This window comes from Micromonospora sp. ATLC20 (assembly GCF_057196585.1).
This window is the reverse complement of the sequence record NZ_JBXUOV010000064.1, coordinates 1-23,705: the sequence shown is the minus strand read 5'-3', so window position 1 is coordinate 23,705 and position 23,705 is coordinate 1. Positions and strand designations below refer to the sequence as shown.

Below are 23,705 nucleotides of genomic sequence, written 5' to 3'. Positions count from 1 at the left end.
GACCGCGCAGGATCTGGGCGAGCCGGCCCGCATCATCAAGTCGAGCGATCGGCTTGGGAAGTTCTCGCAATAAGACGGTCTGTCAGCTCGATTGTGGCGAGGTACCACCAGAAGATCCAGTCGAGAAAGAGTGGATCATAGTCGGCCTTTTGGCGTTCGCTCTCGTGGCGGATCGCGAACTCGTTGGCTATCTGAAACAGGGCTCCTTCGTCCCGGCTAAGAAGTTCTTGCTTAAGGAGCTTGCGGCGACTTTCCAGCACATGTGCCAGCGTAACGACAGCCGACCTTTTGTCATGGGCGGTTGCTGTCCGTCGACGGAAGAGAGCGGTCGCATGCTCGACGTGGTCGCGGACCTTGGGTTCAGTTGAACGAAGGGCGCGATCCAGAAGGACACGTCGATCATCGCTGACCAAGTGCACCAGCCGACCCGCATTCTCCCCCGCATCCGCTAATCTAAAGGGAATACTTGCGTTCTCCAGAATCCGGTTAACCCTGATGGTGTACAGGTTGCGGGCTGGCTTAACTGAGAAGGTGCCATAGTGCCAGCCGCATCCATCCCAATTATGCCAGGACCGTTCTCTAGGGCGAGCGACCAGATCGTGGAACACCTCCATCGCTGTGAAAAAAGTATCGTCGTCACATGAGTCCGGCCGAATCGGCCATAGCCCAGGGATGCCACTAAGCTCTTCGAGTTTGGCCGCGCGGTCCACTTCTTCGCTGGAATGATCGTCGACGCAAACTTTCGGGAATATTCGGTCTAGATATCCACTGCTATCAAGCTCGCTAAGCAAGGTCACGAATCTACGCTTGGCGGCTTCGGGATTGACTGCGCTAGGAGTGGGTGAGATGGCTCCCTTGCGCTCATTCCAATACGGAAGTGGGTTTGTGGCCTCTCTTAAGGTCTCGGCGTTCTCGATCAGACGTTCAAGGTAGGTCGATTGGTCGAGTTGCAGTGTGGGCTTGCTTCCCGGCGAGGCGTTGGGGGCTGCGATCTCCCACGGGTCGTCGAAGGAGGAGGTTTTGTGCGCGAACTTCGGGAGTGCTTCAAACTCTTCCTTCGGGAAAGAACTCACGAAGGCTTCCTCAAGAAGGAATGCCACACGGCCTACATCTGATTTATGGCCAATCGCGATGAGGCTCTGTGCTTCGTTGACAAAAACCTCTCTGGGCCAAGCGAGTTCAAAGTCGGGACCATCGAACATAGACGGCAACTCTACGGCACTCGGTGCTCGATGAGCATCGTCCTCTGCGGTCGGGCTCTACCACCTCTCGTCCGCTACCGTGTCCAGGTACCTGCGGCTGGGGTTGAGGAGCGTCCATTGGCTGTCCGGGCATGGTTCGGGAGCATCCGTTGACTGTCGGGGTGGAGCCTCTTCATTGGAGGCGTGGCGAGCCTGGGTTTCTCCTGGTTGCTCAGGCATGACGCGTGGTGGTCCGGAGTCTTGGTCAACGCCGGAACAGCCATGGCTCTCTTTGCCCCATTGCTCCTTATTGGCCGCCATATCGAACGGCGGTTGGACGATGTCCAGACCGCGCAGCGCCAGATCGGCGAACGCCAGGATGAGACAAGCTCCAGGATCGAGACTCTCGCGGAGGAGGTGGCGCAAGCGCAGACCGAGTTTCGGCTGGCGAGGCAAGAGCTTTCGGACCAGGTAGCTGCAAGACTGGCGAGCATCCGCGTCTCCGATGGCGAAGGGTTCGCCAAGGTTGGTGACGAACCTTCGCATGAGGCGACCTTCAATGGGCTAGTGCGAGCCGCAGCACTGGGCTTGACTGCGCGAGACGGATGCCGTGTGCCAATAGAGAACACGAACATCTACCTGCGGTTCGAGACTCCGACTGCGAGCGATTCTTTTCAGGTGGAAGGCCCAGACCCGGCGGAGGATTTGTACCTCCGCCTGGAGTCGATCGGCGGAGTCATCCTCACCTACTTGGCGTGGCCCCGATCCCTCTCGGCTGCCGAGTTCTTGGTCAACCTAGGGCAGACGTTGCAGGCGGTTGGGCACTATCCGGGCGACGAGTGTTTCGCGGGGGGCAAGGTATTCAGCCACCTTAGCGAAACACTGCTAGTGGCGCATACGCACGCGACAACCGGTAGCATGACACCGCTCAACGGAGTCGTGCAGTTTTGCCCTCCTCAGTGGGTTGTTACCGACAGTAATCTCGTAAGTGTTGGTCGACCGGGTGGGGGCTACTCGATTCCCATGAGTCGTATTAGAGAGGATTGGTCGCGCCAGGTATCCGGTAAGTCGTGGCTAGATCGCGACTCGTTCGATGAGGCATATGAAGCCGCAGCCACGCTGTATGAGGCTGGGAGGCTTGCTGCGAAGCCGCCCGGTTATGACGAGCCGCCGTTCTAAACGCTCTACCCTCGGTGCGATGATGTGAGAACTTTCTGTACGAGATCAAGGCGGCCCGCTTCGCAGGCCGCTCGCGCCGCCGAACCTGGGCCGGGCCGATGGCCCGCCGCCGCGCCTCTGGCCTTCGGCCGCCAGCGCGACGGTGATAGCCCGCCGGCGGCGCGACATACGAAGAAGCCCCGGGCCGCCATGATCAGTGGCAGTTCCGGGGCTTCACGTTGGCCGAGACAAAGGCAGTGCCTCCGGCGGGGCGCTCGGGCGCTCTGGGATGGTGGCGCCATCCCGACAGCCTCCGTCCGGGCAAAGCCGAGCTGGTGGGGCCTGCCCGGTCAAGGTCGTTCAGACAGTGGGGTGCTCCACCTTGACCGGGCAGGCCCCACCAGCTCCACCGTGTGCGGGCGAAGGCCGACGGGATGGCTTCTAGGGGCAGAGGCTCCCGCTTGGCCCGACGGAGGCGCCACTCGCGCCTATTAGGGAGAGTGGTCGGGATAATCCGTGCCTGGATTAGTGTAGGGAAGACGGATTAATTCACCCCGACCTGTTCGTTGCCATGACCTATCGGCTGGATCTCTGAACCGCAAGTATTCCACCGGGGCATTACTAGGCAACTCGCGGATTGTCCGGAACGATCCCGAGCCGTGAAAATTTCGGTAGCCCCGCATGGGCATGGCGATTTCGGTTCGCCCGGGCGGGATTGTGCCTAGCCCACGGTCTGCAAGGTGACTGAAGTCTCGATACTCGTTCCTGCGGAATTCCGGAATTGATACAACTACTTCATAAATGCAGCCGTGACTGTTGTTGAGGATGACGAGCACAGCCTCCGACGAGTCAGGAGGGGTCCCCCAGAAGTCGCCGGCATCGACCGGTCGGCGCAGGCTCGCCTCATCGTCGCCCTTTTCCCTTAGATACCAAGTAACAAGCTCGGCGTATCGCTCGTCGCTCTCCCGCTGCTGGGCGGCCTGCGCCAACCGCGCCTGCTCTCGCTCGTGCAATAGCAGCCAGCCCGCCGCAATGGCAGCTCCCACCCCCGCGACGACTCCGAGGATGCTTCCCCATGCCTGCATCCAGTCGGTCACCTTGGGCTCTTCTTGGCCGTTTGGCGCTACGTAACCCATTGAGATGGCGAACATGCTTGCCAGCAGAGCTGTGCCCCCGAGTGCCATGCCAGCTTTTGCATTGCGCCGTGTATGCCGAACAATGCTCACATTGACATCCTGCCAAGCCATAGCAACTCTTGCACCCCCACCTAAGGAGGGATGAGGCCCGTCCAGCGCTTATGGGTTTGCGATCATGCCGTCGCCTGGCTGCCGAACAAGGGTCAGCAGCAACCATCGCTGACCATCCATGCTCGGCGTAGCGGCAGCTCAAGGGCCCACTGCGCGAGCTGATGACTACGCCCTCGCCCTCCTTGAAAGCGCTGGAAACTGCGTCGCCGTCGGAAGGCCGACAGGTTAGAGACCTTCACGTTATGCAGTCACTTCCGTACCGTACGCACTCATGGCATCGCGTGGGAGATCGAAGTTGTGGCAGTACTGGGGCTACATCGTCCTGGCAGTGCTTCTCTTGTCCCTGGGCAACAACGCGGTCGGGCCCGGCCTCTACGCCGTTCTCGTCGGCCTATTGATCGCCTTCGTTCTCTTCCAAGCGCCGGTGTACTGCGGCGCGATCAACCGCAAGCGCGGTGGCGTGGTCGAGTTCTGCCGCAACAACTCGACAGGGCTGCTCCTGGGATGCCACCTCAGACAGCACAAGTGGCAGAAGTTCGGGCGTGACTGGTGGTCTCTCGGCTGGCGGGAGAAGACCAAGGGCATCTGGACCGGCGCATCAGCGAAGCTCGCAACGGTCAGCGGCATCGTCGGCACGGTCACGGGGATCATCGGCGTCTTCAAATAGCCCTGCGACCGGGCACGCCCGCATCCCCTTGCAACAAGATCAACGGGCACAACTCCGGCACAACGGAGGGCGACAAGGGCTGTCAAACGTTGTCAGGTGCCGTCAACGGAAGCCCTGCTCAGCAGCCCGATCTGTCCAGTCGCGGCGCATACTCATGAGACCTGCCGGGTTCAGGGTTCGAGTCCCTGGCGGCCCACCGGAACGGATACCCAAACGGCGGGGCGCAGGGTCACAAGAACGCAGGCCACGGCCGATATCCTGGCCGCGCGGCCACGCCCGGCTCTTGGGAGTCGCGGGTCAGTTCTGGCCGGGACCAGCGATGGGCAGTCCTGCTTTGTTTCCTTGGCGCACTCGAGCAGTCGCCGGTCGTAGGTGACCAAGGCGATGAGTGCCCGTCCGAACTCGTTGGTCAGCACTTGGGCGGCGGCCAAGTGGATGGCGTCGAGGCTGCGAAGCGTCGGCTCAGCGAACGCGGCCTGCGGTCGCGCGGATCGTACTGTCGATCTCCAGTCGGAAAGGCGGCCAGAGGTGTGAGCCGGAGCCGGTCCGCTATTCGCCGCCGGCGATGGTGGCGCCGCTGACGGTGTCCACGTACCACCGCTGGTACTCCTCCAGCGGCCATCCGCGTTGTCGGACGAGCCAGTCGAAGTTGCGGACGTCCTGGGCCAGCCAGAGGATGTCGGCCACCTGCTCGACGTCCAGGTCGGGGCGGAGTGCTCCCGTGCCGACGAGTTCTGCGGCGAACATGGCCATGCCGCGGCGGCGCTCTTCGATGTTCTTGCGCCAGACCTCGGCGGCGTCTGGGTCGGCCGTGGCCGCTCCGGCCAACGCGAGCATCACCTGGGCCTGCCGGGCGTTGACCTCCACCAGATGGCGGGCGTAGCGGGCGAGCCTGGCGCGGGGGTGGGCGAGCGCGCGGATCTCGGCGACGAAGGGTCGGTCCGGCAGGGCTACCGGTTCATCGTCGCCGGCCAGGGTGACGTCAACCAGATCGGAGAGTAGTTGCCGCTTGCTGCCGAACAGCGCGTACACCGTCTGGACCGCGACGCCGGCCTCCGCGGCGACGGCGGTCAACGGCGTGGCCGCGTATCCGGGGTCGACGAACAGCCGGCTGGCCGCTTCGAGGATCGCCTGTCGGGTCTGTCGGGACTGTTCCTTCCGCCGGGACGAGTCATAGCGCCTCTTGACAACCACACCGCCAGTGTAGTGCTCTATTGGATAGATGCTAACTCTATTGAAAGAGGCGGCCATGCCGTTCGGTGTGTTGCAGGAGATGCCCGGTGTCAGCGAGGCGGAGTACCGGCAGGTGGAGCGACACCTCGGACCGGACCGACCGCCGGGACTCGTCGCGCATGTCGCCGGCCCGACCGCGGGCGGCTGGCGGATCATCAACATCTGGCAGGACGAAGATGCGTTCCGCCGGTTCCAGTCGGAACGGCTGGTCCGGGCTGCCGGCCTGGCGGCGCAGGAGGACGGCTTCGATCCAACCAAGGCGGCCAGTTTCCGATCGATGAGCGTCGACGGCACCGAGATGCCGTTCTGATGGCCGACACCGTCACGTTGCAGGCCCGCAGCGCCGCTTTCTGGACGGGTGCGGCAGCCGGCTGGATCCGGCACGCCGATCGGCAGGACGAGGTCGGTCGACCGCTGGGCGCACCGGCCATGGATCGATTGGCCGCACGGCTGGCCGAACGGATCCTTGATGTGGGCTGCGGCTGCGGCGGCACCACGGCCGAGATCGCCGCGGCGGTCGGCGATACCGGCGCGGCGATCGGTATCGACATCGCCGAGGCGATGGTGGCCGCCGCTCGGCAACGGTTCCCTCCGGACCGGTACCCGAGTGTCCGGTTCCGCACGGCCGACATCGAGACCCTCGATGTGGTCCCGGGGGCACCGTTCGACGCGGCGTACTCGCGAATGACCCTGATGCTGTTGGCGGATCCTGTTGCCGGCTGCACCGCGATCCGGCGATCACTGCGCCCGGGAGGGCGCCTCGCCGCCACCGTCTTCCGCGACGGCAGCGTCAACCCGTGGCTGTTCGCGGCGATGCTCGGCGCGGCACCGCACCTCGGGCCGCTACCACCGCTACCGGTGGGTGACGAGCCCGGTCCGTTCTCCTTCGCCGACCCGGCACGGCTCGCCCGGGTCCTCAGCGTCGCCGGCTTCACCGCCGTCACGATCACGCCGCATGACATCACTATGGACGCTCCGGACGATGCCGATGCGGTGGCCGAATGGCTTATCGAGGTCGGCGCCGCAGGTGCGGCGTACCGGGCTGCGCCGCCGGCTGGGCAGGCTTCGGCCCGAGCGGGGGCGGTCCGGCTGCTCGAACGGTTTCGTGAACCTGGCGTCGGCTACCGACTGCCCGCCGGCCTGTGGCTCCTCACTGCTGTCGCCGTCAGGGCTGACAAACCATCCGCCGCGGGCTGTCCGCCGGTCACCCACCACCGACAACCACGTCAGGACGAGAACCGATGAGAACGATCCGAATGCTCGCACCGATCCTCTGTGTTGTGATCGCCCTGACGGCGTGTGCCGACGCGGGCGCGCCCGATTCCTTCGGGGCCGCTACGCCAGGCACCCCCACAGCAGCCGACGCCGCGTCCAGCACCGCCGGATCCGCTCCGGCCGGCGGCTCGGCGCCGGTGTCGGCGAAGGAGGTGTGTGCCTACCTCGACGGACAGTTGCCGACGCTGAAAGGGATCGGGTCCGAGACGGGCACGATGGCCAACCTCACCGTGAACCTCTACTCGTGGTACGAGAAGCAGGGTGCCGTGCCGACTGGCCGTCAGATCGACGACCAGACCCGGCAGGAATGTCCGGCGACCCGGACCAAGGTGCTCGAACTCGCCGGTATGGAGAGCTTCGAACGGCTGTAGCCGCTGGGATCGGGCCGCGCCCGATCGGCGTCCGGTCGCCGGAACCGCCGTCGGGCGGCGCCGCGGTCGAAGACGCCTACCGCCCGCCCGGAGACCGGCTGGGGTGCCGAGAGTGGCCGGCAGGGGGCGGGCGCTGGCTGCTCGGACGCCTCGTTGAGTAGTCACGCTGTCGCGAGCCGGGTCGGCGAGTCTCCCTCGACCCGGCGCTCAAGGCCCGCTACAGCAAGGCCCCTCCCTTCCGGAGGAGCACCGCGAGCGCTGAGCGCCCGATTGCCGATCATCTTCGACCAAGGTGGCGACCTCCGCCGGATCGCCCAAGCTCCGCCGGGGTCGCGGTTGATCAGCCTCCTGATCTGCGCGAACGTAGCGGTAGTAGTTCACCAGCGATGGTGGCGTTGCGGTTCGCATGGTGATGCCTCCGGCCCACTCCCCACAGTTCAGCGGCCCCGACCGAGGTCGCTGTTGGCATGATCGGGGGAGGTACAGCAGCGAAGTGCATCAGTGAACCAACCGCCAGCCCGGCCTCCGTGTCAGAGTGCTCTCCGAAGCGGCAGCGGACCGAACAGCTGGAGGGTAGGCGATGACGGACGGACCGCTCGTGCGCAATTCGCGGCTGCTCGGCCTGTTCGTCGAGATCGTTCGAGGACCCGAAGGGACCCTGCGGGCAGTCGAGACCGCCGGCCGTGGCATCACGGCAGAGGCACGCTGCACACTGGCCGTGGCCGCAGACAAGATGGCCACCGACTCCGGCAGTCCGGCCGAGGCGCGTCAGAGAAGCCACGACTGCGCCGACCGACTCGTCGAACTTGGTGCCATCGAAGATGACCTGAGCGACTTGTGGTCCCGCCGCCGAGGAGGCGAGCTTGAGGAGGCCGCGTTTGAGGCTAGCCTCCTGCGAATCGTCATGCGCCTGGAGGCGTGGCCGCGATCTTGGCCGCGCCTGTCAGCCTGATGAGCAGGGTTCGTACATCCGGCGCGGAGGAAGGGGCGGTCGGGACCGAGTCGAGTCGGCGGGGCACCGCTCGACAGCGTTCCGGTGCCACCGGTCGGATACTGGCCGGGTGACGGAGGAACTGACTGGCAGGTCGACGCGGTGGACGATTCATGGTGAGCGGGTTGTCGACGGCAGCCGGCGCTCCCGGTTGAGCATCGCGGACGTGGAGCTTCCAGACGGGATCCGCTTCGAGCAGTACGTGATCCGGGCGCCCCGATCGGCCATGGTTGCTGTACTCGACGGCCAGGAGCGCCTGCTTCTGATGCGACGGCACCGGTTTGTCTTCGACCGGTGGGTGTGGGAGCTGCCCGGCGGCTACGTCGACGAGGGCGAGGATCCGGCAAGGTGCGCAGTCCGGGAGGTCGAGGAGGAGACCGGGTGGCGACCGCGGACGCGGAGAACTTGCTGTTCCTCGCCCGCGAGGCGGAGCACATCGGCGCCCCGGTGGACGTCAACGAGACCGAGCGGGTGGCCTGGATTCCACTGGAAGAGGCGCGGCGACTCGTGTCCGAGGGTGAGATCATGGGTGCCGGCACAGTGATCGCGGTGCTGGAATTGGTGGCACGGAAGGCCCGGGGTGAGCTGTAGTCAGCGCCGCTGGCCGAGTGCCGCGTCGACCCGGGTGATGAACTGCCGTACCGCTGGCGTACGGCGGTGAGGTGTCAGACCGGTTTGCAGGTCGCGCACGTAACGGACGGCACGGGCCGACCGTAGCTGCGTGGCGAGGGTGAGGGCTTCGGTGCCGATGGCGCTGGCCCGTTCCGGCTCGCCGTAACGAGCGTAGACGCTGGCCAGTAGGGCGAGGTTGAACGCCTTCCCGCGCACGTAACGCTCGTCCATCTTCAGTGAGCGAGCGGCGAAGCGCTCGGCTCGACGGTGTTGACCGAGCGCGTGAAAGCAATGGCCGAACTTGGCTGACAGGTACGCCTCGTCGAAGTAGCCGAGCCATTGCGGGTCGCTGCTGCGGTCGGCGCGGTCGAGGGCTTGCTCTGCTTGATGAAGCGCGGCGGCGCAGTCGCGTTCGTGGAGGGCGACAGCATGGGCGTGGGCTTCCATGACCAGTGCTTCCGCGGTCAGCACCGATCACCGCCCGCTTTCTGGAGGGTGTGCGGTGACCACCCACGGTCCGGTCATGCCGGTCTGGAGCTGTGGCGGCTGCGACCTGCCCTGGCCCTGTCCCACGCGCAAGCGGGAACTGCGCGCTGAGTATGCCGACGCCCCGGTGTCGCTGGCTCTCTACCTCGGCTCCTACCTCGTGCAAGCCACCGAGGACATGCCCTGGACGCCGGCCGGCGTGCTGCACCGCCGTTTTCTCGGCTGGACGCGGGAAACGGCTCCACCGAAGCCAGGAGTACGGAAACTGACTCCTCCGCGTCACCGATGACGCGGAGGAAACGATGACTCGATCCGGCCAGGAGCCCGTGATGATCGTGCCGCCGGCGGGAGGCGAGTCGAGGGAAACCGAGTACCTCCTTCGCAATCCGAGCAACGCCGCCGCACTACGCCGATCGATGGCAGAGCTTGAGAAGGGCGACACCGCCGAGCGGAGCCCGACAGTGACAGCCGGGAGCGCCAGGTTTAGCGGCTTGCCTGATGGCTATGAGGGGGATCGATCCGCAGACCGACGATCGAGGAGAGAACCGATGGCCAGCGGTGCGATCCCGTCCGACGATCCGACCCGTACCCTCGTCCACGCCCGTCCCGACGATCCCGCCCTCACGCATCTCGCCATCGCGGGCGGCACCTACACGATCCTGGTCACCGGCGCGCAGACGGCCGGCCGGTACTGCCTGATCGACATGCGGGTTCCGCCCGGCGGTGGGCCGCCTCCGCACCGGCACGACTTCGAGGAGATGTTCACGGTGCTCGACGGGGCGGTGGAGTTCACGTTCCGGGGCGAGCGGACCGTCGCGCGGGCCGGGGAGACGATCCACATTCCGGCGAACGCGCCGCACTTCTTCCGCAACTCCTTCGACCAGCCCGCGCGGCTGCTCTGCATGTGCACGCCGGCCGGGCAGGACGAGTATTTCCTGCGGGTGGGCGATCGGGTGGACGGTCCCACCTCGCCGCCGCCGGCTCTCACCGACGAGGAGCAGGCCGAGCGCCGGGACCGGGCCGCCGCGTTGGCCGCCGACTACCGCACGGAGTTGCTGATCGGCTGACACCGGCAGCACGCGAGCACCACGCAAACGGCTCACCGCCGTGGCCGAGACCACGACGGTGAGCCGGTTGCCGTACGAGGAGGTCAGCTCGTCGCGACGAGCTGGAATCGCTGGTTGGCCTGGCCGTTGCAGTCGTAGATCTGCACCTGCTGGCCGTTGCCGGTGCCCCAGACGTCGAGGCAGCGCCCGGACTGGGCTCCGGTGATGGTGCCGTTGGAGTTGACGTTCCACTGCTGGTTCGTCTGTCCGTTGCAGCTGTAGATCTGGACGGCCGAGCCGTTGCCGGAGCCGGCGGCGTCCAGGCACATCGAGCCGTACACGGTCAGTTGCCGGCTGGAGGTGTAGGTCCACCGCTGGTTGGTCTGGCCGTGGCAGTCGTAGAGCTGCACCCGGGTGCCGTTGCTCTGCGAGGAGTTCGGCACGTCGATGCACCGGCCGGACTGGCTGCCGACGATTCGGCTCGCGCCGTTGGTCGGGGGCGGCGTGGTCGGCCCGCCGGTCGGCGACACGGTTGGCGACACGGTCGGCGACACGGTCGTGGTCGGCGTGGGGCTGGGCGACGCGGCGTTGAGGACGTTGAGGACCGAGTTGTACGCGGCCTTCTTGTTGCCTCCGCCGTCGAACAGCAGCGGGCTCTCGTTCGAGCGCCACGAGTCGCTGTCCCGCACGCCCCACACCGTGATGCCGATACAGCGCGGCACGTTGATGCACGCCTGGGTCAGCCCGGCGTACTGGCTGGTCGAGGAGTTGGTCACGTCGACCTCGGTCAGCGCCACGTCCACACCCAGCGCCGCGAAGTTCTGCAGCGTGGTCTGGAAGTTGCCCGGCAACGAGCTACCGCCGGTGAAGTGGGTCTGCAGACCCACGCAGTCGATCGGCACACCCCGGGACTTGAAGTCCCGGATCATGTTGTACACACCCTGCGTCTTGCCGTACGACCAGTTCTCGATGTTGTAGTCGTTGTAGCAGAGCTTCGTCGACGGGTCGGCCGCCCGCGCCGTGCGGAACGCCACCTCGATCCAGTCGTTACCGGTGCCCTGCAGGTTCGAGCTGCGGCGGCTGCCGTCCTCGTTGAACGCCTCGTTCACCACGTCCCACGCCGCGAGCTTGCCCCGGTAGTGGGCCATCACACCGTTGATGTGATCGATCATCGCCTGACGCAGGTTGCTGCCGTTCAGGCTCTGCATCCAACCCGGCTGCTGCGCGTGCCACGCCAGCGTGTGGCCACGGACCTTCAAGCCCCGCTGGGTCGCCCAGTTGTAGATCTGGTCACCGGAGGAGAAGTTGAACTGGCCCCGGTTGGGCTGGAGCGCTTCCGGCTTCATCTCGTTCTCAGCGGTGATCATGTTGAACTCACGCGCCGCGATGGTGCTGTACGTGGAGTCGCCCAGCCGGTTCGCCGCGATGGCGGTGCCGAAGTAGCGGCCCGACTGTGCCGCGGCGGCGCCGAGCGTGCTCGCCGCTGCCTGGGCCAGGCTGGGCACCACGAGCGCGGCACCGGCCAGTGCCAGCGCGCTGGTGACGGCGGCCAGCACCACGCGGTGGCTGCGCCTCGGTAGATGTTTCATGACACTCCTCTGCATATCGGACGATGATGCGCTGGCGATGCCCGGCTGGACGCGGGTGGGAGCCGGCGGTGCGCCCACCCCCGCGTCACTGCCCTGAAACTTTTCGAAGATGTACCGGTAACTTCCCTGGGAAGATATCCGCGACGGCACGATCGGTCAATGTCGATGTCAACGCGAACGTGGACTCGACCGGCTGATCAGCGCGGGAGTCCACAGATGTCCGTGAGAGCGAAGCCCGACGAGAACCGCGGCCAGGACCGAAAGTTTCGGAGAATCCCGGGGCGGCCGGTCAGCGATCGACCGCGGCGTCGTACCGCTCGCGGTTGGCGTGCACCTCGTCCATGTGCGCCTCGGCCCACAGCTTGATGCCGTACGTCAGCCGGTGCAGCGACAGGCCCAGGTCGGTCAGCTCGTAGGTGACAGTCACCGGCACGCTCGGCGTCACGGTGCGCGTGACCAGGCCGTCGCGTTCCAGCGAGCGCAACGTCTGGGTGAGCATCTTCTGGCTGACCCCGGCCAGGCGGCGGGACAGCTCGGAGTAGCGCATGGCCTGCGGCTCCGCGTTGCGGTCCGGGCCGTCGCGGCCGAGCGCGGCCAGGATCAGCGCCACCCACTTGTCGGAGATCCGGTCCAGGAGCTGCCGACTCGGGCAGCCCGCGAGGAACGCGTCGTACTCCTCCCGCGCCTGCGCCCGCTTCTCCGCCGCCGTCTGCGTCGGCATCGTCCGCGCCTCCTACCCGGGGGTACCCAACGCACTCCGAAGTGCGTACTTCCCGAAAGAAAGTTACCCCTCCATCGTGGAGCAGGGCATCCCTCACGAACAAGGAGACACCATCATGGGTACGCGTACCTTCCGCGCCGCCGTCGTCCGCACCCCGGGCGGACCCGACGCGATCGAGATCATCGACGTTCCGGAGCGCGAGCCGGGGCCCGGCGAGGTCCGGGTGGCGGTCGCGGCGGCGGCGGTCAACCCCGTCGACCTCGGGGTGGCAGGCGGCTTCTTCCACTCGCTGGGGCTGATCGACCAGCCGCACCACACCGGCCTGGGCTGGGATTTCGCCGGCACCGTCGACGCCGTCGGCCCGGGCGTGGACCTGACCGCCGGCACCCCTGTCGCCGGTCTGGTGGTCGGATTCGACCGCGACTACGGCACGTACGCCGAGCAACTCGTCGTGCCCACGGCCGGCCTCGCCGTCGTACCCGATGATCTGGACCTGGTGGCGGCGGCGACAGTGCCGCTCAACGGCCTCGCCGCGGCGCAGGTCGTCGATTCGCTCGGCGAGCCGCCCGCCGATGGCCGGCTGCTGGTCACCGGGGCGGCCGGCGCGGTCGGCGGCTACGTCCTCGCGCTCGCCTCGGCCCGGGGATGGCGGGTGACCGGCCTGGCGCGGGCCGGGGACGAGAAGTTCGTCCGCAGCCTCGGCGCCGACTTCACCACCGCCGCCGAACCGGGCTGGGACGCGGTCGCCGACGCCGCCGCATCGCAGGAGCGGGCACTCGCCCTGGTCCGCGACGGCGGCGTGTTCGTCGGCGTGCGGCCCAACGCACAGCCGGCCGCCGAGCGCGGCGTCACCGTCCGCGTGATCGAGACCCGTGCCGACGGGGTACGCCTCGCCGACCTGCTCGCCCGCACCGCGGCCGGTGAGCTGCCGGCCCGGGTGCACGCGGTCCTGCCGCTGGACCGGGCCGCGGACGCGCACCGGGCGATGACCGAGGGCGGGGTACGCGGGCGCTACGTGCTGCGCCCCTGACCGCCGCGCGCCCGGTCCAGCACCTCCTCGACGGTGAGCGGGCTGCGCGGATGGTGGGTGAGCGACAGCGGGGTGCGGATCTTGCGGGGTGCGGCGCCCTCGGCGGCGAGGTAGAACTCGCCGACGGTGAGGCGGGAGATGTCCGGCACGTCGCCGCCCTTCGCGCGGGCCATCTCCCGGGCCGCCTCGATCTGGATCGGGCTGTTCATCAGGCCGTAGAGCTGGGTCGCCGCGTTGCCGGGGATGCGGTTGTGCAGGCCCTTCGGCGCCTGGGTGGCGAAGATCAGACCGAGGCCGTACTTGCGGGCCTGGGCGGCCAGCGCCAGTGTGCTCTGGGTGCACGCGGTCATCGCGCCGGACGGGGCGAACGTTTGCGCCTCGTCCATGATGAGCAGCCCGAGCAGCGGGCGGTCGCCGGCCGGGTTCTTCTTGATCCAGGCGAACAACGCCATCTGCAGCTGGTTGACGAAGCTCTGCCGTACGTCGTCGGACGGCAGGCCCACCAGGCTGACCACGGAGACGCGGGCCCGTTTGCCGGGTGCGGGGGTGAGGAGCACGCCGGGATCCATCGGCGTGCCCTCGCCGCCGAACAGCGGGTCGTTCACCATGGCGGCGGTGAGGGTCTGCGCCAGGCTGAGGCCGATCTTGTCGGCGTCGTCCAGGTCGATGATCCCGTCCGGCAGGTCGGCGAGCGTGTCGACGAGGCCCTGCAGGCGGGAGCCGCCGCGCCGGCCGTAGTGCTCGACCGCCTTGCGCAGCACGGCCAGCCCCAGATGCGCCCGGGTGGCCCGGCCGGTCACCATGGCGCGTGGCGCGAGCGACGCGACTGCCGCCTCGACGGCCTCGGCGAATTCGTCCGGGTCGTCGCGTACGCCGGTGAAGTCGGGCAGCGGCTGGAAGCTCAGCGGGCGGCCCGAGTTGCGGCGCGGCGTCCAGACGACGACGTCGGTGTGCGCGAGGTAGTCCCGGGCCCGGTCCGCGTCACCCGGCCGCCACTGCGCGGGCGGTTCGGGCCATGCCTCGCCGAGGCGGGCGAGGTCGTTGTTGGGGTCGAGCACGATGGCCGATACGCCTGCCAGCGCGCACTCCTCGACGATGCGGCGGATGAGGACGGTCTTGCCGGAGCCGGACCCGGCGAAGATCGTGGTGTGCTTACGCAGCGCCTCCAGCGCCAGCGGCACCGGTTCCCCGTCGTCGTACCCGTGCCCGACGACGAACGAGGGATCGGCCGGGCCGGTGGCAGCGGCGGCGGCCGGCGACGGCTCGGCGGGCTCCGGCGGCGGTCCGGCGTCGGTGGTCCAGCGGTCCACGTCGGCCAGGGCGTGCTGGAGGAACTTCAGCTCCCGGGTCGGCCGGCGCTCGGCCAGCCAGCCCTGGAGGTCCATGGTGGCCTCGGCGAGCATGACCCGCAGCGCGGAGAGGACTCGCAAGTCCTCCTCGTCGAGGCCGAGCGTCTGGCCGCCCGCCGCGGTGAACGCCCCCACCGCCTTGCTGGTGGCCGCGCTGGTCGACCAGGCGCGGTTGCGCAGCAGGAACAGCTTCCGTCGCCCCGATCCGGTGTCCAGGGCGGCGGCCACCGACGCCTTGCGGAGACGGGCGAGCGCGGCATTGCCGTGGTGGTCGTCCCCGATCGCCCGGAAACACCAGTGCACCTGGTCCTCGGTGCGCTCGTCGAGCGTGAGCCGCAGCCGGGCGTGCAGCGGCGGGTCGGTGCTCGGGGGCGGGTCGACGCTGAACGCCTCGCCCGCGTCGCCCCGCTCCAGGATCCAGGCGGTGAGCCCGGCGGCGAGCAGTGGCGGCATGGCCGCGTCCTCGGATGCGCGACGCAGCGGGCCGGTGACGTCGGCGGCCTCCCGCAGTTCGGCGAACCGGGCGTCGTAGCGGTCCATCTCCTCGCCGGTGGCGGTCACCGGGGCGGGCCGGGGAGCCCGGGGTTCCGCGATGGGTGGCTCGCCGAGGCTCGTCATCTCCCGCACCTGGTCGTCGGCGAGGCATTCGCGGATGTGCTTGTCGATCTCGATGAGCAGCTGACGCGGGGTGAACGCACCGGCCTCGGCGAAGGCGCGCGGGGACACCGGCCACGACGGGTACGGCGGGACGAACCCCGCCTCCTGGTAGCGGAGGGTGAACCGCTTCTCGATGATCGCCCGGGCCACGTCGGCGTCGTCGATGCGGCGCAGCGGCGGCGTCTCCCGGAACCGATCCGCGACGGTGTCGGCGGCGGTGGACTTGATGATGGTCCACGAGTTCGGAATGCAGGCCAGGACGGTGAGCGTGCGCCGGGTCGTCTGCCGTAACGCCATCAGGCCGTCCGCCATCCGGGCCAGCATCAGCGCCTGCTCCGGGCTCATCGCAGCCGCACCGGCCAGGGCGGGATCGCTCTGGATCGCCAGCTGGGCGATGAGCGTGTCGATCTGGTCGATCGCCACCACCGACGGGCCGGTGAGGGCGAGCAGCCAGGACAGGTCCTGAACGATCTGCTGGGCCGGGCGCGGAATGCGGCGCATGCCCCAGGCCGCGCGTTCCCCGGCGGCCACCTCCTCACCGGAGAGGAAGTAGTTCTCCGCGATGTCGCGGTGGGAGATGTCCTCGGAGGCGCTGAGCGCCAGCGCGCGCGCCGTCTCCTGGCAGGTGCGGGCCGCGTGCCTGTCGAAGTCTCCGAGCCCGTCGAGGAAGGCGTCGAGCGCCGCCTTTGTCAGTTCGGTGTCGCCCATGACGGCCCGGCGCGCCGTCCGGGGTGCCCCGACCAGGGCGGACAGTCGCCGCAGCAGCAGTTTGAGCTGCGTCTCGCGGCTGCCGGGCACCGGCCGGGACAGGCCGTCGAGCATCGCGGCGAGCACGCCGTCCCAGAAGCCGCCGGCGTCGAGCAGGCCGACCAGGAAGAAGTAGCCGCCGCGCTCCTGCACCTGCTGGCGGATCACACCCAGCAGGTGGGTCTTGCCGGAGCCGCGCTGACCCTGGACGACCAGGCCGAGCGGGCTGCCGTGCGGGTTCGCCGCGGCCTCGTCCACCCCGGCGAGGACGTCCCGGACGACTGGTACGTGCAGGCCGTCGACGTGGAAGGGCAACGGCCGCCACACGTCGTCGGGCACCGGCGCCCAGTCGAACCGCAGGGCGGCCAACGCGTTCCGTTCCGCCTCGTTCATCACACGCCGATCGCCAGCAGGTGGTTCTCCTGCCCGCCGAGGCGGAGCGCGGCAGCGGTGTCCGCCTCGGTGAGCGTCTTCTGGTTCGACTCCGGCGCGATGGTGACGCCCTCGGACCGGCTGAGCTGCCGCAGCGCCTCGTCCAGGTCGTCGCGGGGCACGTCGGCGAAGAACGGTCGCAGACGCCGCAGGCTCACCCAGGCGCCGGGCTCGTCGGCGAGCGCCCGGTACGCGGCGACGACACGCGCCTCCAGCGACCCGGCCGGCTCGGCGGCGGGCGCGCGCACGTCGGTGAGCGCGAAGAGTTCGGCGAGCGTCGCACAGCCGCTGCGGGCCAGGACACGATCGCGCAGGTGCGCCTGCACCGCGGTGAGCGCGGCGCCGAGCGCGCTCGCTCCCCGCAGCGTGAAGTCGAGGTCGCTCTGCATCCGTACCCAGCCCTTGTCGTCCAGTTGCAGGGCGTACGTCGGCCCGCTCTTGCGGCTGGCGACGTAGTGCAGGCGGGTGAGCTTGTCGCGCTGCGGCTTGCGTACGACCAGGCCGTAGCGGTCGCGGAGTTCGGTGCTCAGCACCTCCCGCGCCTCGGCCATGAGCACGACGAGGATCGCGCTCTCGGATGCGGTCAGGTCATCGCCGGCCATGGTGCCGTCCTTCCGCCAGGTCTCGGCGACGTGCCCGCAGATACGTGCCGATCTGCGTGACCACGGTGCCGACGTCGTGGATTACTCGGGCGTTGGTGAAGCGCAGGACGGCGTAGCCGTCCAGTTGCAGCTGGACGTCACGTTGCCGGTCGGCCTCGAAGCGGACCGGGCGGCAGTGCTCCGGGCCGTCGATCTCCACCACGCACCGCTCGTCCGGCCACACTAGATCCAGGCGTACCGGCGCGGAAAGACGGTGCGACTGGTAGTTCTGGTTCCATCTCCGTCCGGCCGCCCAACTCTGCGCGGCCAGCGCCGCCTCCAGGCGCTTCTCGGCGTCGCTGCCCGGGTGCGGCCGGCCCGCCACCGGTGCCTGGTCGACGGGCGCGGCCGGCGGTGCGACGCGGAAAGCCGGAAGCCCGTCCAGCCCGGCCGCACCGGCTCCGGCCAGCCAGACCGCCGGGCCACCGTGCTGCACGAGCCACGCGGCCCCGGCCGCCGTCACCGCGCCGTCACCGTGGACCGGCTCGGCGAGCAGCACCACTTTCCGTCTGCCGAACGCGTCGGCGACGAGACGCGCCAGCGCGGCGGCCCGGGCGCGCAGCGGGAGCGTCGTGGTGCCGGGCCGTCGGCCGGTCACCGCGAAGACGGCCAGGTCGGACAGGATCGAACCGGGGTAGCGGTCACGGCGCGAGCGCGCGGCGGCCGCGGCCCGTACGGCGGCGAGCCCGGAGATGTCCGGGCGGACGTCGTGCGCGGCCTCGGGCAGCCAGGCCGGCAGCAGCTCGACGGCGACCCGTTCGAGCCGGTCCAGCACGGCGTGCACGAAGTCCGCGGGCATGGTGCAGGCCGAGACCGGGCGGTGCACGACGGCGGCCAGCTCCGCGTGGTCGCGGGCGATCATCATGGCGACCGCGTCGGCGTCCGCGCCGGGCAGAGCGACGACGCGGTCGGTCGGCAGACCGGCGAGGACCGGGTCCATGCAGTGTCGGCCCTCCCCCACCGTCGACCCCGGACGTCGGATGACCAGACTACGAATCGTCTTCGGGCGGCGCCAGCCCTGATACGCCGGACGGCGACGAAGCGGCGACGCTCAGGTGATGTCGCGGCGCATCGGGACGACCACGGCGAGCGCGGCGGCGGCGAGCGCGTACCCGGTCAGCAGCAGCGCACCGGCCGCCGGTGGCAGGAGCGCGACGGCGTCGCTGCCGAGCTGCGCGGACATCGCGTCGGCGACGTAGGTGAAGTCGGTGAGTGCGGCGGTGGCTCCGCCGGGCAGGAGCGGGTAGAGCGCGTTGACGCCGGGGATCATCATCAGTACGGGCTCGGCGAGGTACAGGTAGCCGACCACGACGCACACGGCAGCGACCTGGTTGCGGAGCAGCGCACCCACGCCGGTGCCGACGAGCAGGTACACAGCCATCGCGACGCCGATGCGGGCGAGCAGCGCCAGCACTGTGGGAGCGGGCAGGCCCAGCGACACGCCACGCGCGGCGGCGACGGTGAACAGCGCCACCGCGGCGGAGCCGGCCAGGGCGATCCCGTAGCCGAGGCCGACGATCGCGTGGGTGGCGAGTTTCGCGGCGAGTACCCGCCCTCGGCGCGGCGCGAACATGAACGTGACGGCGGCGGTGCCGTGCCGGTACTCGGACGTCGCCGCGAGGGCGCCGGCGGCGGCCGGCACGAAGGCGGTGAAGCCGAGGATGCCGAGGATGGACCGCAGGCCTTCCTCGGTGTGCAGGCCGGGCATCGGCGGGTCGAAGTTCTCCGGCCCGACAAGTGCCATCAGCCCGACCAGGCCGCCGCCGAGCGCGACGGCGGCGAGCAGCAGCCCGGTCCACATGCGGGTGGCCAGGACCCGGCGTAGTTCCGCTCTGAGCAGGTTCATCGGGCCTCCGCCGGGTCTGTGGTCAGGTCGAGGAAGAGCTGTTCGAGGCTTGTGGCCTCGGTGACCAGCTCGTGGATCCGCAGCCGGTGGTCGGCGGCGAGGTCGGCGACGCGCGGCGCGTCCAGTCCGCGTACCCGCAGTCGGCCGGGCCCGGCGGCCTCGACGGACCCGGCGGCGGCCGTCAGCGCGGTGGCCAGGGCCTCCGCGTCCGGCGAGGTGACGAGCACCGTCGGCGGGCCGGTGAGCCGGGACCACGGTCCGGCGGCGACGAGTTCACCGCGCCGGATCACCACCACGTCGTCCACCACCTGCTGGACCTCGTGCAGGACGTGGCTGGAGACCAGCACGGTGCGGCCCTCGTCGGCGAGCCGGCGCAGCAGGCCGCGCAGCCACGACATGCCTTCCGGGTCCAGGCCGTTCGACGGCTCGTCGAGCAGCAGGACGCGGGGGTCGCCGAGCAGCGCCGTGGCGAGGCTGAGCCGTTGGCGCATACCGGTGGAGAACCCACGGGTACGACGGTCGGCGGCCTGCGCGAGGCCCAGCAGATCCAGCAGTTCCGCGACTCGGCTGTCCGGGCAGCCGGCCATCGCGGCGTAGACACCCAGGTGGTCCCGGGCGGTGTGGCCGGGGTGGAACGCGTTGCCGTCGAACACCGCGCCGACGGTCCGCGACGGCTGGGCCAGCCGGCCGTACGGCTGCCCGCCGATAGTGGCGGCGCCGCTGGTGGGCGTCACCAGTCCGGTCAGCATGCGCATCGTGGTGGTCTTGCCGGCGCCGTTCGGGCCGAGGAAGCCGGTGACCGCGCCGGGTCGTACGGTGAACGTCAGGTCGCGGACGGCGGTGACGTCGCCGTAGCGCTTGGTCAGGCCCGACGCCTCGATCGCCAGTCGGTCGCCGGTCATGGCCGGCTCCCCGTCACACGCCCGATCGCCTCGGCCAGGTGCGACGCGGCCGGGTCGGAGACGACGACCTCGTCGAACTCCCCGCCGGCCGCCGCGCGGTCCAGCACCAGGTGCAGACCGGGCTGACCGCGCCGGGCCGCCACGAGCTGCCGGGGACCGCCGAAGATGCCCCAGACGCCGACCTTGGCGAAGCCGGACACCGTGTACCCGCGCCGGGCGCCACGGGCCAGCCGGATCGGCTCCTCCACCGGGGCGGCGTACCGCACGGCGGACAGGCGCAGCGTGAACCGCTCCCGCCCGACCCACATCCGTTCCCATCCGGTGAACCGGATGTCGATCACGTCGCGGTCAAGCGTTACCGAGGCCATCAGTCGTCGCCCTTCGTCGTGTCGGAGTCGTGCGCTGACGTGTGCGTGTGCGTGTCGCCGGGGGTCGCCGGGCGCTCGGCGGGCATCAGGACGGTCGCCAGCAGCCGGGGGATCCGTCCGTCGCCGGGGCCTCGGGCGAGCAACGGGCCGACCAGCGCGTTGAGCCCGGCCGCGAACTCGTGCAGCTCGGCGTCGGTCAGGTGCAGGACGAGCTGCTGGTATCCGACGCCGTCGGCGACGAAGTCGACGGACTCCCGGGCGAGGTAGCGGGAGAACTCGGACAGCAGACTCGACACGAACGCGGTGAAGTAGCGCGCGTGGTCCTCCGGCGTCGCCGTCGCCAGGGCCGCCGGGTCCAGCGCGGCGCCGTGCGCGGGCAGCGCGTACACCCGCTCGACGGCCCCGCGGACCTTGCGCTCCTGCACCACGTCGAGCATCCCGGTCTTCACGAGCGTCGCCAGGTGCCGGTAGAGGGTGGCCTGCGGGACGTCGGGCAGCAGCTCGACCAGGTCGTGCGTGGTCACCCGGGCACCGGCGACCGCGCGCAGGATGCGGATCCGCACCGGGTGCAGCGCGATCTCCGCCCACCGCTCCATCGACATCGTCACGCCACAGACGTTATCACTATCGAGAACGATAATGGCAGGGCGGGTAGTGAGGGTGACCGCCGACAGCAGCCGTCAGGCGGGCGGGCGGGTGTGGTGGGCCAGCACCCGCGCGAGCAGCCGGGTCAGCTCCGCGCGCTCATCAGTCGACAGTGGCGCGAGAAGCTCGTCCTGCACGGCGGCGAGCCGCTTCTCCAGCCGCCGCAACTGCCGCCGCCCGGCCGCGGTGATGGTGACGACGTTGCGCCGCCGGTCGGCCGGGTCCGGACTGCGGGTGACGAACTCCCGCTCGGCGAGTTCGTTGAGCGCCGCCACCACGTCGCTGACGTGGATGCCGCTGCGCCGGCCGAGCGCCGCCTGGCTGGCCGGACCGAACTCGTCGAGCGTGGCGAGCAGCCGGAAGTGGTAGCCCCGGGCGTCGACCGCCGCGAGCCCGTCGCCCACCAGCCGCCCGGCGCGTACGGCGGTCTGGGTGATGAGCCAGCTCGGCAGGCCGGCCAGGCGGGTCGGTACGAGGTCCGGCTCGGAGTTCTCCACGTGCCCAGCCTAGCCGGAAACGTTGGCGCCCCCAACGATCTGCGCTATCGTTCGTCGCACCAACGTTAGTGGCACCAACGATCGGAGCACGACAGTGATCGAGCCGTTCCGTATCCACATCCCGCAGGCCGACCTCGACGACCTGGCCGACCGACTGGACCGCACCCGCTGGCCCGACGAGCTACCGGACGCCGGGTGGGACTACGGCATCCCGCTGGCCCGGGTACGCGAGCTGGCCGAACACTGGCGCACCGCGTACGACTGGCGGGCGGCCGAGGCCCAGCTGAACCGGTACCCGCAGTTCACCACCACCATCGACGGGCAGAACATCCATTTCCTGCACCTACGCTCCGCCGACCCGGACGCGCTGCCGCTGATCCTCACCCACGGCTGGCCCGGCTCGGTCGTGGAGTTCCTCGACGTGATCGGCCCGCTGTCCGAACAGTTCCACCTGGTCGTACCGTCGATCCCCGGGTTCGGCTTCTCCGGGCCGACCCGGGAACGCGGCTGGGACGTCGACCGCGTCGCCCGCGCCTGGGCCGAGCTGATGCGCCGGCTCGGCTACCGGCGGTACGGCGCACAGGCCGGCGACTGGGGCTCGGTCATCTCCACCCGGCTCGGCGGCATCGACCCGGAGCACGTCGTCGGCGTACACCTGAACTACCTGCCCACGCCCCCGCCACCCGGCTGGACCGGGGAGGCCGCACTGTCCGGCGAGGACCGCGACCGGCTCGCCCGGATCATGCGGCTCAAGACGCAGCGCCACCCCCACCAGGTGCTCTACGCCAGCCGGCCGCAGACCGTGTCGTACGCGCTCAACGACTCACCCGTCGGGCAGCTCGCGTGGATCGCGGAGAAGTTCACCGAATGGACCGACCCGCGATCCGCAGTCAGCGTGGACCGCGTCCTCACCGACGTCTCGGTCTACTGGTTCACCGGCACTGCCGCCTCGTCCGCGCGGCTGGTGCGGGAGAGCGCGTTCGCTGGCCCGCCCGCACCCTGCCCGCCCCCGCTCGGCGTCGCCGTGTTCGCGCACGACATCACCCGATCCGTGCGGCCGATCGCCGAGCTGACGTACACGATCCGGCAGTGGAGCGAGTTCGACCGGGGTGGTCACTTCGCCGCGCTGGAGGTGCCGGAGCTGTTCGCCGACGACGTCCGGTCGTTCTTCTGGAACCTGCGATGACGCCTGGGACGAGTCGCGGAAGTCCCCTGTCCCACCCTCACCGTCGTGGATCTGCACCTGGTGGTGTGCCGTGCCCTGTGCGCCGTCACCTGTGTCCTGTGCTGGGCATGCGTTGTGTGCCGGGGAGTCGAACCCCTGCGCCTGCCCTCGGCGCGCCAGGAGTGAGCCGGATTGCCCGCCGGCTCTCGGGGGCGTGCACGCCTCCACGTCGGCTACCTGCTCCGCGAATCGTCAGTCCAGCAGGTCGACCTCCCAGTTCGTCCGCTGGATCGTGGTGTCCACCTCGCGGATCTGCCGGGCCAGGTCGTCGGCCTGCCGGCGCAGTTCGGCAACCGGCAGAGCCGGGATCATCGTCAGCTCCGACCGTAGCTGGCGGTAGCCGCGCTGGCCTTCACCGGCGGCGGCGTCCGCCGCGGCGGTGACCACGCCGTGCCGCAGACGCAGTACGTCGCGACGCGCCAACGCGTCGGTGAGGGTGCCGCCGTCCACCGTCGTGACGGCGTTGGTCCGGTTGATCCGCCGGATCAGCGTCTCCAGCTCACCCAGCACCTCACCCGCCTCGGCGAGCAGCGCCGAGGCGTCCTCGGCGGGCGCCTCGCCCTCCTGGTAGCGGGCGCTCGCGGTGATGCGGGAACGCAGCCGTTCCACGCGTCGCGCCGCATCCGCCCGCAGCGCAAGGGCCTCCGCAATCTTCATGGCCAGCAGTATGGCGACAGTGGATCACGGGTGTCGCTCCGTTTTCCGCCGGGGGGGGGGGGGGCGGGGGGGGGGGGGGCGGCGCGCCGCGGGGGGGGCGCCGCCGAGCCACCCGGCACTCACCCACCCCGC

Annotated in this window: 24 protein-coding genes and 2 pseudogenes; 11 read left to right on the top strand and 15 right to left on the bottom strand. The window is 69.5% G+C overall.

Annotated elements, in window-relative coordinates; all coding sequences use genetic code 11:
* Positions 1–35 precede the first annotated feature (35 nt).
* The gene (locus AC2CHG_RS15735) at positions 36–1,202 is read right to left on the bottom strand and encodes a hypothetical protein (protein WP_484525002.1); all 1,167 of its coding nucleotides are present in this window, start codon (positions 1,200–1,202) and stop codon (positions 36–38) included.
* A gap of 183 nt (positions 1,203–1,385) precedes the next feature.
* Here AC2CHG_RS15735 and AC2CHG_RS15730 point away from each other — a divergent pair, with 183 nt between their 5' ends.
* Entirely contained in the window at positions 1,386–2,360 is a 975-nt protein-coding gene (locus tag AC2CHG_RS15730; protein WP_484525001.1) for a hypothetical protein, read from the top strand.
* Between the two features lie 470 nt (positions 2,361–2,830).
* On the opposite strand, the gene AC2CHG_RS15725 is transcribed toward AC2CHG_RS15730, so the two are convergent.
* Positions 2,831–3,586 carry a hypothetical protein gene (locus AC2CHG_RS15725; RefSeq protein WP_484525000.1) on the bottom strand — a complete coding sequence of 252 codons (756 nt, stop codon included), beginning with the start codon at positions 3,584–3,586 and terminating at the stop codon, positions 2,831–2,833.
* A 271-nt stretch (positions 3,587–3,857) separates the two neighbouring features.
* Between AC2CHG_RS15725 and AC2CHG_RS15720 the strand changes: the two genes are divergently transcribed.
* The gene (locus AC2CHG_RS15720; RefSeq protein ID WP_484524999.1) at positions 3,858–4,253 is read left to right on the top strand and encodes a hypothetical protein; all 396 of its coding nucleotides are present in this window, start codon (positions 3,858–3,860) and stop codon (positions 4,251–4,253) included.
* Between the two features lie 549 nt (positions 4,254–4,802).
* Here AC2CHG_RS15720 and AC2CHG_RS15715 read toward each other — a convergent pair.
* A complete protein-coding gene (locus AC2CHG_RS15715; protein ID WP_484524998.1) occupies positions 4,803–5,504 on the bottom strand; it encodes a TetR/AcrR family transcriptional regulator in 702 nt (233 codons plus the stop codon).
* Here AC2CHG_RS15715 and AC2CHG_RS15710 point away from each other — a divergent pair.
* The 5 genes and pseudogenes from AC2CHG_RS15710 to AC2CHG_RS15690 all read left to right on the top strand — a co-directional run bounded on the left by AC2CHG_RS15710 (position 5,503) and on the right by AC2CHG_RS15690 (position 8,714).
* Positions 5,503–5,796: a hypothetical protein gene (locus tag AC2CHG_RS15710; RefSeq protein ID WP_262015672.1), complete on the top strand. Its 294-nt coding sequence runs from the start codon at positions 5,503–5,505 to the stop codon at positions 5,794–5,796. The genes AC2CHG_RS15715 and AC2CHG_RS15710 overlap by 2 nt on opposite strands.
* On the top strand, positions 5,796–6,731 hold the full coding sequence (locus tag AC2CHG_RS15705; protein ID WP_484524997.1) for a methyltransferase domain-containing protein: 936 nt from the start codon (positions 5,796–5,798) through the stop codon (positions 6,729–6,731). Before AC2CHG_RS15710 ends, AC2CHG_RS15705 begins: the two co-directional genes overlap by 1 nt.
* Positions 6,728–7,132: a hypothetical protein gene (locus AC2CHG_RS15700; protein ID WP_484524996.1), complete on the top strand. Its 405-nt coding sequence runs from the start codon at positions 6,728–6,730 to the stop codon at positions 7,130–7,132. The genes AC2CHG_RS15705 and AC2CHG_RS15700 overlap by 4 nt, the downstream gene beginning before the upstream one ends.
* Before the next feature lie 580 nt (positions 7,133–7,712).
* Positions 7,713–8,084 carry a hypothetical protein gene (locus AC2CHG_RS15695; RefSeq protein WP_262015675.1) on the top strand — a complete coding sequence of 124 codons (372 nt, stop codon included), beginning with the start codon at positions 7,713–7,715 and terminating at the stop codon, positions 8,082–8,084.
* A gap of 109 nt (positions 8,085–8,193) precedes the next feature.
* A pseudogene (locus tag AC2CHG_RS15690) lies at positions 8,194–8,714 on the top strand (NUDIX hydrolase).
* Here AC2CHG_RS15690 and AC2CHG_RS15685 read toward each other — a convergent pair.
* Positions 8,715–9,206: pseudogene (locus tag AC2CHG_RS15685) on the bottom strand (NsdA family TPR-like regulatory protein); the annotation flags it as partial.
* Positions 9,207–9,237: 31 nt separating this feature from the next.
* On the opposite strand from AC2CHG_RS15685, the gene AC2CHG_RS15680 reads away from it, so the two are divergent.
* Positions 9,238–9,510 (top strand): hypothetical protein, encoded by a 273-nt coding sequence (locus AC2CHG_RS15680; protein ID WP_410054958.1) that lies wholly within the window; start codon positions 9,238–9,240, stop codon positions 9,508–9,510.
* A 259-nt stretch (positions 9,511–9,769) separates the two neighbouring features.
* Complete coding sequence (locus tag AC2CHG_RS15675; protein ID WP_355514606.1) at positions 9,770–10,288, top strand: cupin domain-containing protein; 519 nt, start codon at positions 9,770–9,772, stop codon at positions 10,286–10,288.
* Positions 10,289–10,371: 83 nt separating this feature from the next.
* On the opposite strand, the gene AC2CHG_RS15670 is transcribed toward AC2CHG_RS15675, so the two are convergent.
* Positions 10,372–11,856 (bottom strand): endo-1,4-beta-xylanase, encoded by a 1,485-nt coding sequence (locus AC2CHG_RS15670; RefSeq protein ID WP_366618616.1) that lies wholly within the window; start codon positions 11,854–11,856, stop codon positions 10,372–10,374.
* Between the two features lie 289 nt (positions 11,857–12,145).
* Positions 12,146–12,577 (bottom strand): winged helix-turn-helix transcriptional regulator, encoded by a 432-nt coding sequence (locus AC2CHG_RS15665; RefSeq protein WP_262015936.1) that lies wholly within the window; start codon positions 12,575–12,577, stop codon positions 12,146–12,148.
* Positions 12,578–12,692: 115 nt separating this feature from the next.
* Here AC2CHG_RS15665 and AC2CHG_RS15660 point away from each other — a divergent pair, with 115 nt between their 5' ends.
* Entirely contained in the window at positions 12,693–13,607 is a 915-nt protein-coding gene (locus AC2CHG_RS15660; RefSeq protein ID WP_484524995.1) for an NADP-dependent oxidoreductase, read from the top strand.
* On the opposite strand, the gene AC2CHG_RS15655 is transcribed toward AC2CHG_RS15660, so the two are convergent.
* The 8 genes from AC2CHG_RS15655 to AC2CHG_RS15620 form a co-directional block, all read right to left on the bottom strand.
* Entirely contained in the window at positions 13,589–16,753 is a 3,165-nt protein-coding gene (locus AC2CHG_RS15655) for an ATP-binding protein (protein WP_484524994.1), read from the bottom strand. The two genes, AC2CHG_RS15660 and AC2CHG_RS15655, sit on opposite strands and share 19 nt — an antisense overlap.
* The gene (locus AC2CHG_RS15650) at positions 16,753–17,394 is read right to left on the bottom strand and encodes a hypothetical protein (RefSeq protein ID WP_262015939.1); all 642 of its coding nucleotides are present in this window, start codon (positions 17,392–17,394) and stop codon (positions 16,753–16,755) included. Before AC2CHG_RS15650 ends, AC2CHG_RS15655 begins: the two co-directional genes overlap by 1 nt.
* Complete coding sequence (locus tag AC2CHG_RS15645) at positions 17,381–18,373, bottom strand: endonuclease domain-containing protein (RefSeq protein ID WP_355514653.1); 993 nt, start codon at positions 18,371–18,373, stop codon at positions 17,381–17,383. Before AC2CHG_RS15645 ends, AC2CHG_RS15650 begins: the two co-directional genes overlap by 14 nt.
* Before the next feature lie 111 nt (positions 18,374–18,484).
* On the bottom strand, positions 18,485–19,279 hold the full coding sequence (locus tag AC2CHG_RS15640) for an ABC transporter permease (RefSeq protein WP_484524993.1): 795 nt from the start codon (positions 19,277–19,279) through the stop codon (positions 18,485–18,487).
* A complete protein-coding gene (locus AC2CHG_RS15635; RefSeq protein WP_484524992.1) occupies positions 19,276–20,181 on the bottom strand; it encodes an ABC transporter ATP-binding protein in 906 nt (301 codons plus the stop codon). Before AC2CHG_RS15635 ends, AC2CHG_RS15640 begins: the two co-directional genes overlap by 4 nt.
* Positions 20,178–20,549, bottom strand: a complete 372-nt coding sequence (locus tag AC2CHG_RS15630) for a hypothetical protein (protein ID WP_484524991.1) — start codon at positions 20,547–20,549, stop codon at positions 20,178–20,180. Before AC2CHG_RS15630 ends, AC2CHG_RS15635 begins: the two co-directional genes overlap by 4 nt.
* Positions 20,549–21,151 carry a helix-turn-helix domain-containing protein gene (locus AC2CHG_RS15625; protein WP_262015989.1) on the bottom strand — a complete coding sequence of 201 codons (603 nt, stop codon included), beginning with the start codon at positions 21,149–21,151 and terminating at the stop codon, positions 20,549–20,551. Before AC2CHG_RS15625 ends, AC2CHG_RS15630 begins: the two co-directional genes overlap by 1 nt.
* Positions 21,152–21,229: 78 nt before the next feature.
* Positions 21,230–21,691, bottom strand: coding sequence for a MarR family winged helix-turn-helix transcriptional regulator (locus AC2CHG_RS15620; protein WP_402810497.1), 462 nt, complete (start codon positions 21,689–21,691; stop codon positions 21,230–21,232).
* Between the two features lie 94 nt (positions 21,692–21,785).
* On the opposite strand from AC2CHG_RS15620, the gene AC2CHG_RS15615 reads away from it, so the two are divergent.
* Positions 21,786–22,877 (top strand): epoxide hydrolase family protein, encoded by a 1,092-nt coding sequence (locus AC2CHG_RS15615; RefSeq protein WP_484524990.1) that lies wholly within the window; start codon positions 21,786–21,788, stop codon positions 22,875–22,877.
* A 231-nt stretch (positions 22,878–23,108) separates the two neighbouring features.
* Here the strand turns inward: AC2CHG_RS15615 and AC2CHG_RS15610 are convergent, their stop codons facing one another.
* Positions 23,109–23,573, bottom strand: a complete 465-nt coding sequence (locus AC2CHG_RS15610; RefSeq protein ID WP_262015946.1) for a DIP1984 family protein — start codon at positions 23,571–23,573, stop codon at positions 23,109–23,111.
* Positions 23,574–23,705: the final 132 nt, after the last annotated feature.

Excerpts from the sequence above, each read along its gene's own strand:
- AC2CHG_RS15735 (WP_484525002.1), bottom strand. The coding sequence starts at position 1,202 with ATGTTCGATGGTCCCGACTTTGAACTCGCTTGGCCCAGAGAGGTTTTT.
- AC2CHG_RS15725 (WP_484525000.1), bottom strand. The coding sequence starts at position 3,586 with ATGGCTTGGCAGGATGTCAATGTGAGCATTGTTCGGCATACACGGCGC.
- AC2CHG_RS15720 (WP_484524999.1), top strand. The coding sequence starts at position 3,858 with ATGGCATCGCGTGGGAGATCGAAGTTGTGGCAGTACTGGGGCTACATC.
- AC2CHG_RS15710 (WP_262015672.1), top strand. The coding sequence starts at position 5,503 with ATGCCGTTCGGTGTGTTGCAGGAGATGCCCGGTGTCAGCGAGGCGGAG.
- AC2CHG_RS15715 (WP_484524998.1), bottom strand. The coding sequence starts at position 5,504 with ATGGCCGCCTCTTTCAATAGAGTTAGCATCTATCCAATAGAGCACTAC.
- AC2CHG_RS15705 (WP_484524997.1), top strand. The coding sequence starts at position 5,796 with ATGGCCGACACCGTCACGTTGCAGGCCCGCAGCGCCGCTTTCTGGACG.
- AC2CHG_RS15700 (WP_484524996.1), top strand. The coding sequence starts at position 6,728 with ATGAGAACGATCCGAATGCTCGCACCGATCCTCTGTGTTGTGATCGCC.
- AC2CHG_RS15695 (WP_262015675.1), top strand. The coding sequence starts at position 7,713 with ATGACGGACGGACCGCTCGTGCGCAATTCGCGGCTGCTCGGCCTGTTC.
- AC2CHG_RS15675 (WP_355514606.1), top strand. The coding sequence starts at position 9,770 with ATGGCCAGCGGTGCGATCCCGTCCGACGATCCGACCCGTACCCTCGTC.
- AC2CHG_RS15670 (WP_366618616.1), bottom strand. The coding sequence starts at position 11,856 with ATGAAACATCTACCGAGGCGCAGCCACCGCGTGGTGCTGGCCGCCGTC.
- AC2CHG_RS15665 (WP_262015936.1), bottom strand. The coding sequence starts at position 12,577 with ATGCCGACGCAGACGGCGGCGGAGAAGCGGGCGCAGGCGCGGGAGGAG.
- AC2CHG_RS15660 (WP_484524995.1), top strand. The coding sequence starts at position 12,693 with ATGGGTACGCGTACCTTCCGCGCCGCCGTCGTCCGCACCCCGGGCGGA.
- AC2CHG_RS15655 (WP_484524994.1), bottom strand. The coding sequence starts at position 16,753 with ATGAACGAGGCGGAACGGAACGCGTTGGCCGCCCTGCGGTTCGACTGG.
- AC2CHG_RS15650 (WP_262015939.1), bottom strand. The coding sequence starts at position 17,394 with ATGGCCGGCGATGACCTGACCGCATCCGAGAGCGCGATCCTCGTCGTG.
- AC2CHG_RS15645 (WP_355514653.1), bottom strand. The coding sequence starts at position 18,373 with ATGGACCCGGTCCTCGCCGGTCTGCCGACCGACCGCGTCGTCGCTCTG.
- AC2CHG_RS15640 (WP_484524993.1), bottom strand. The coding sequence starts at position 19,279 with ATGAACCTGCTCAGAGCGGAACTACGCCGGGTCCTGGCCACCCGCATG.
- AC2CHG_RS15635 (WP_484524992.1), bottom strand. The coding sequence starts at position 20,181 with ATGACCGGCGACCGACTGGCGATCGAGGCGTCGGGCCTGACCAAGCGC.
- AC2CHG_RS15630 (WP_484524991.1), bottom strand. The coding sequence starts at position 20,549 with ATGGCCTCGGTAACGCTTGACCGCGACGTGATCGACATCCGGTTCACC.
- AC2CHG_RS15625 (WP_262015989.1), bottom strand. The coding sequence starts at position 21,151 with ATGTCGATGGAGCGGTGGGCGGAGATCGCGCTGCACCCGGTGCGGATC.
- AC2CHG_RS15610 (WP_262015946.1), bottom strand. The coding sequence starts at position 23,573 with ATGAAGATTGCGGAGGCCCTTGCGCTGCGGGCGGATGCGGCGCGACGC.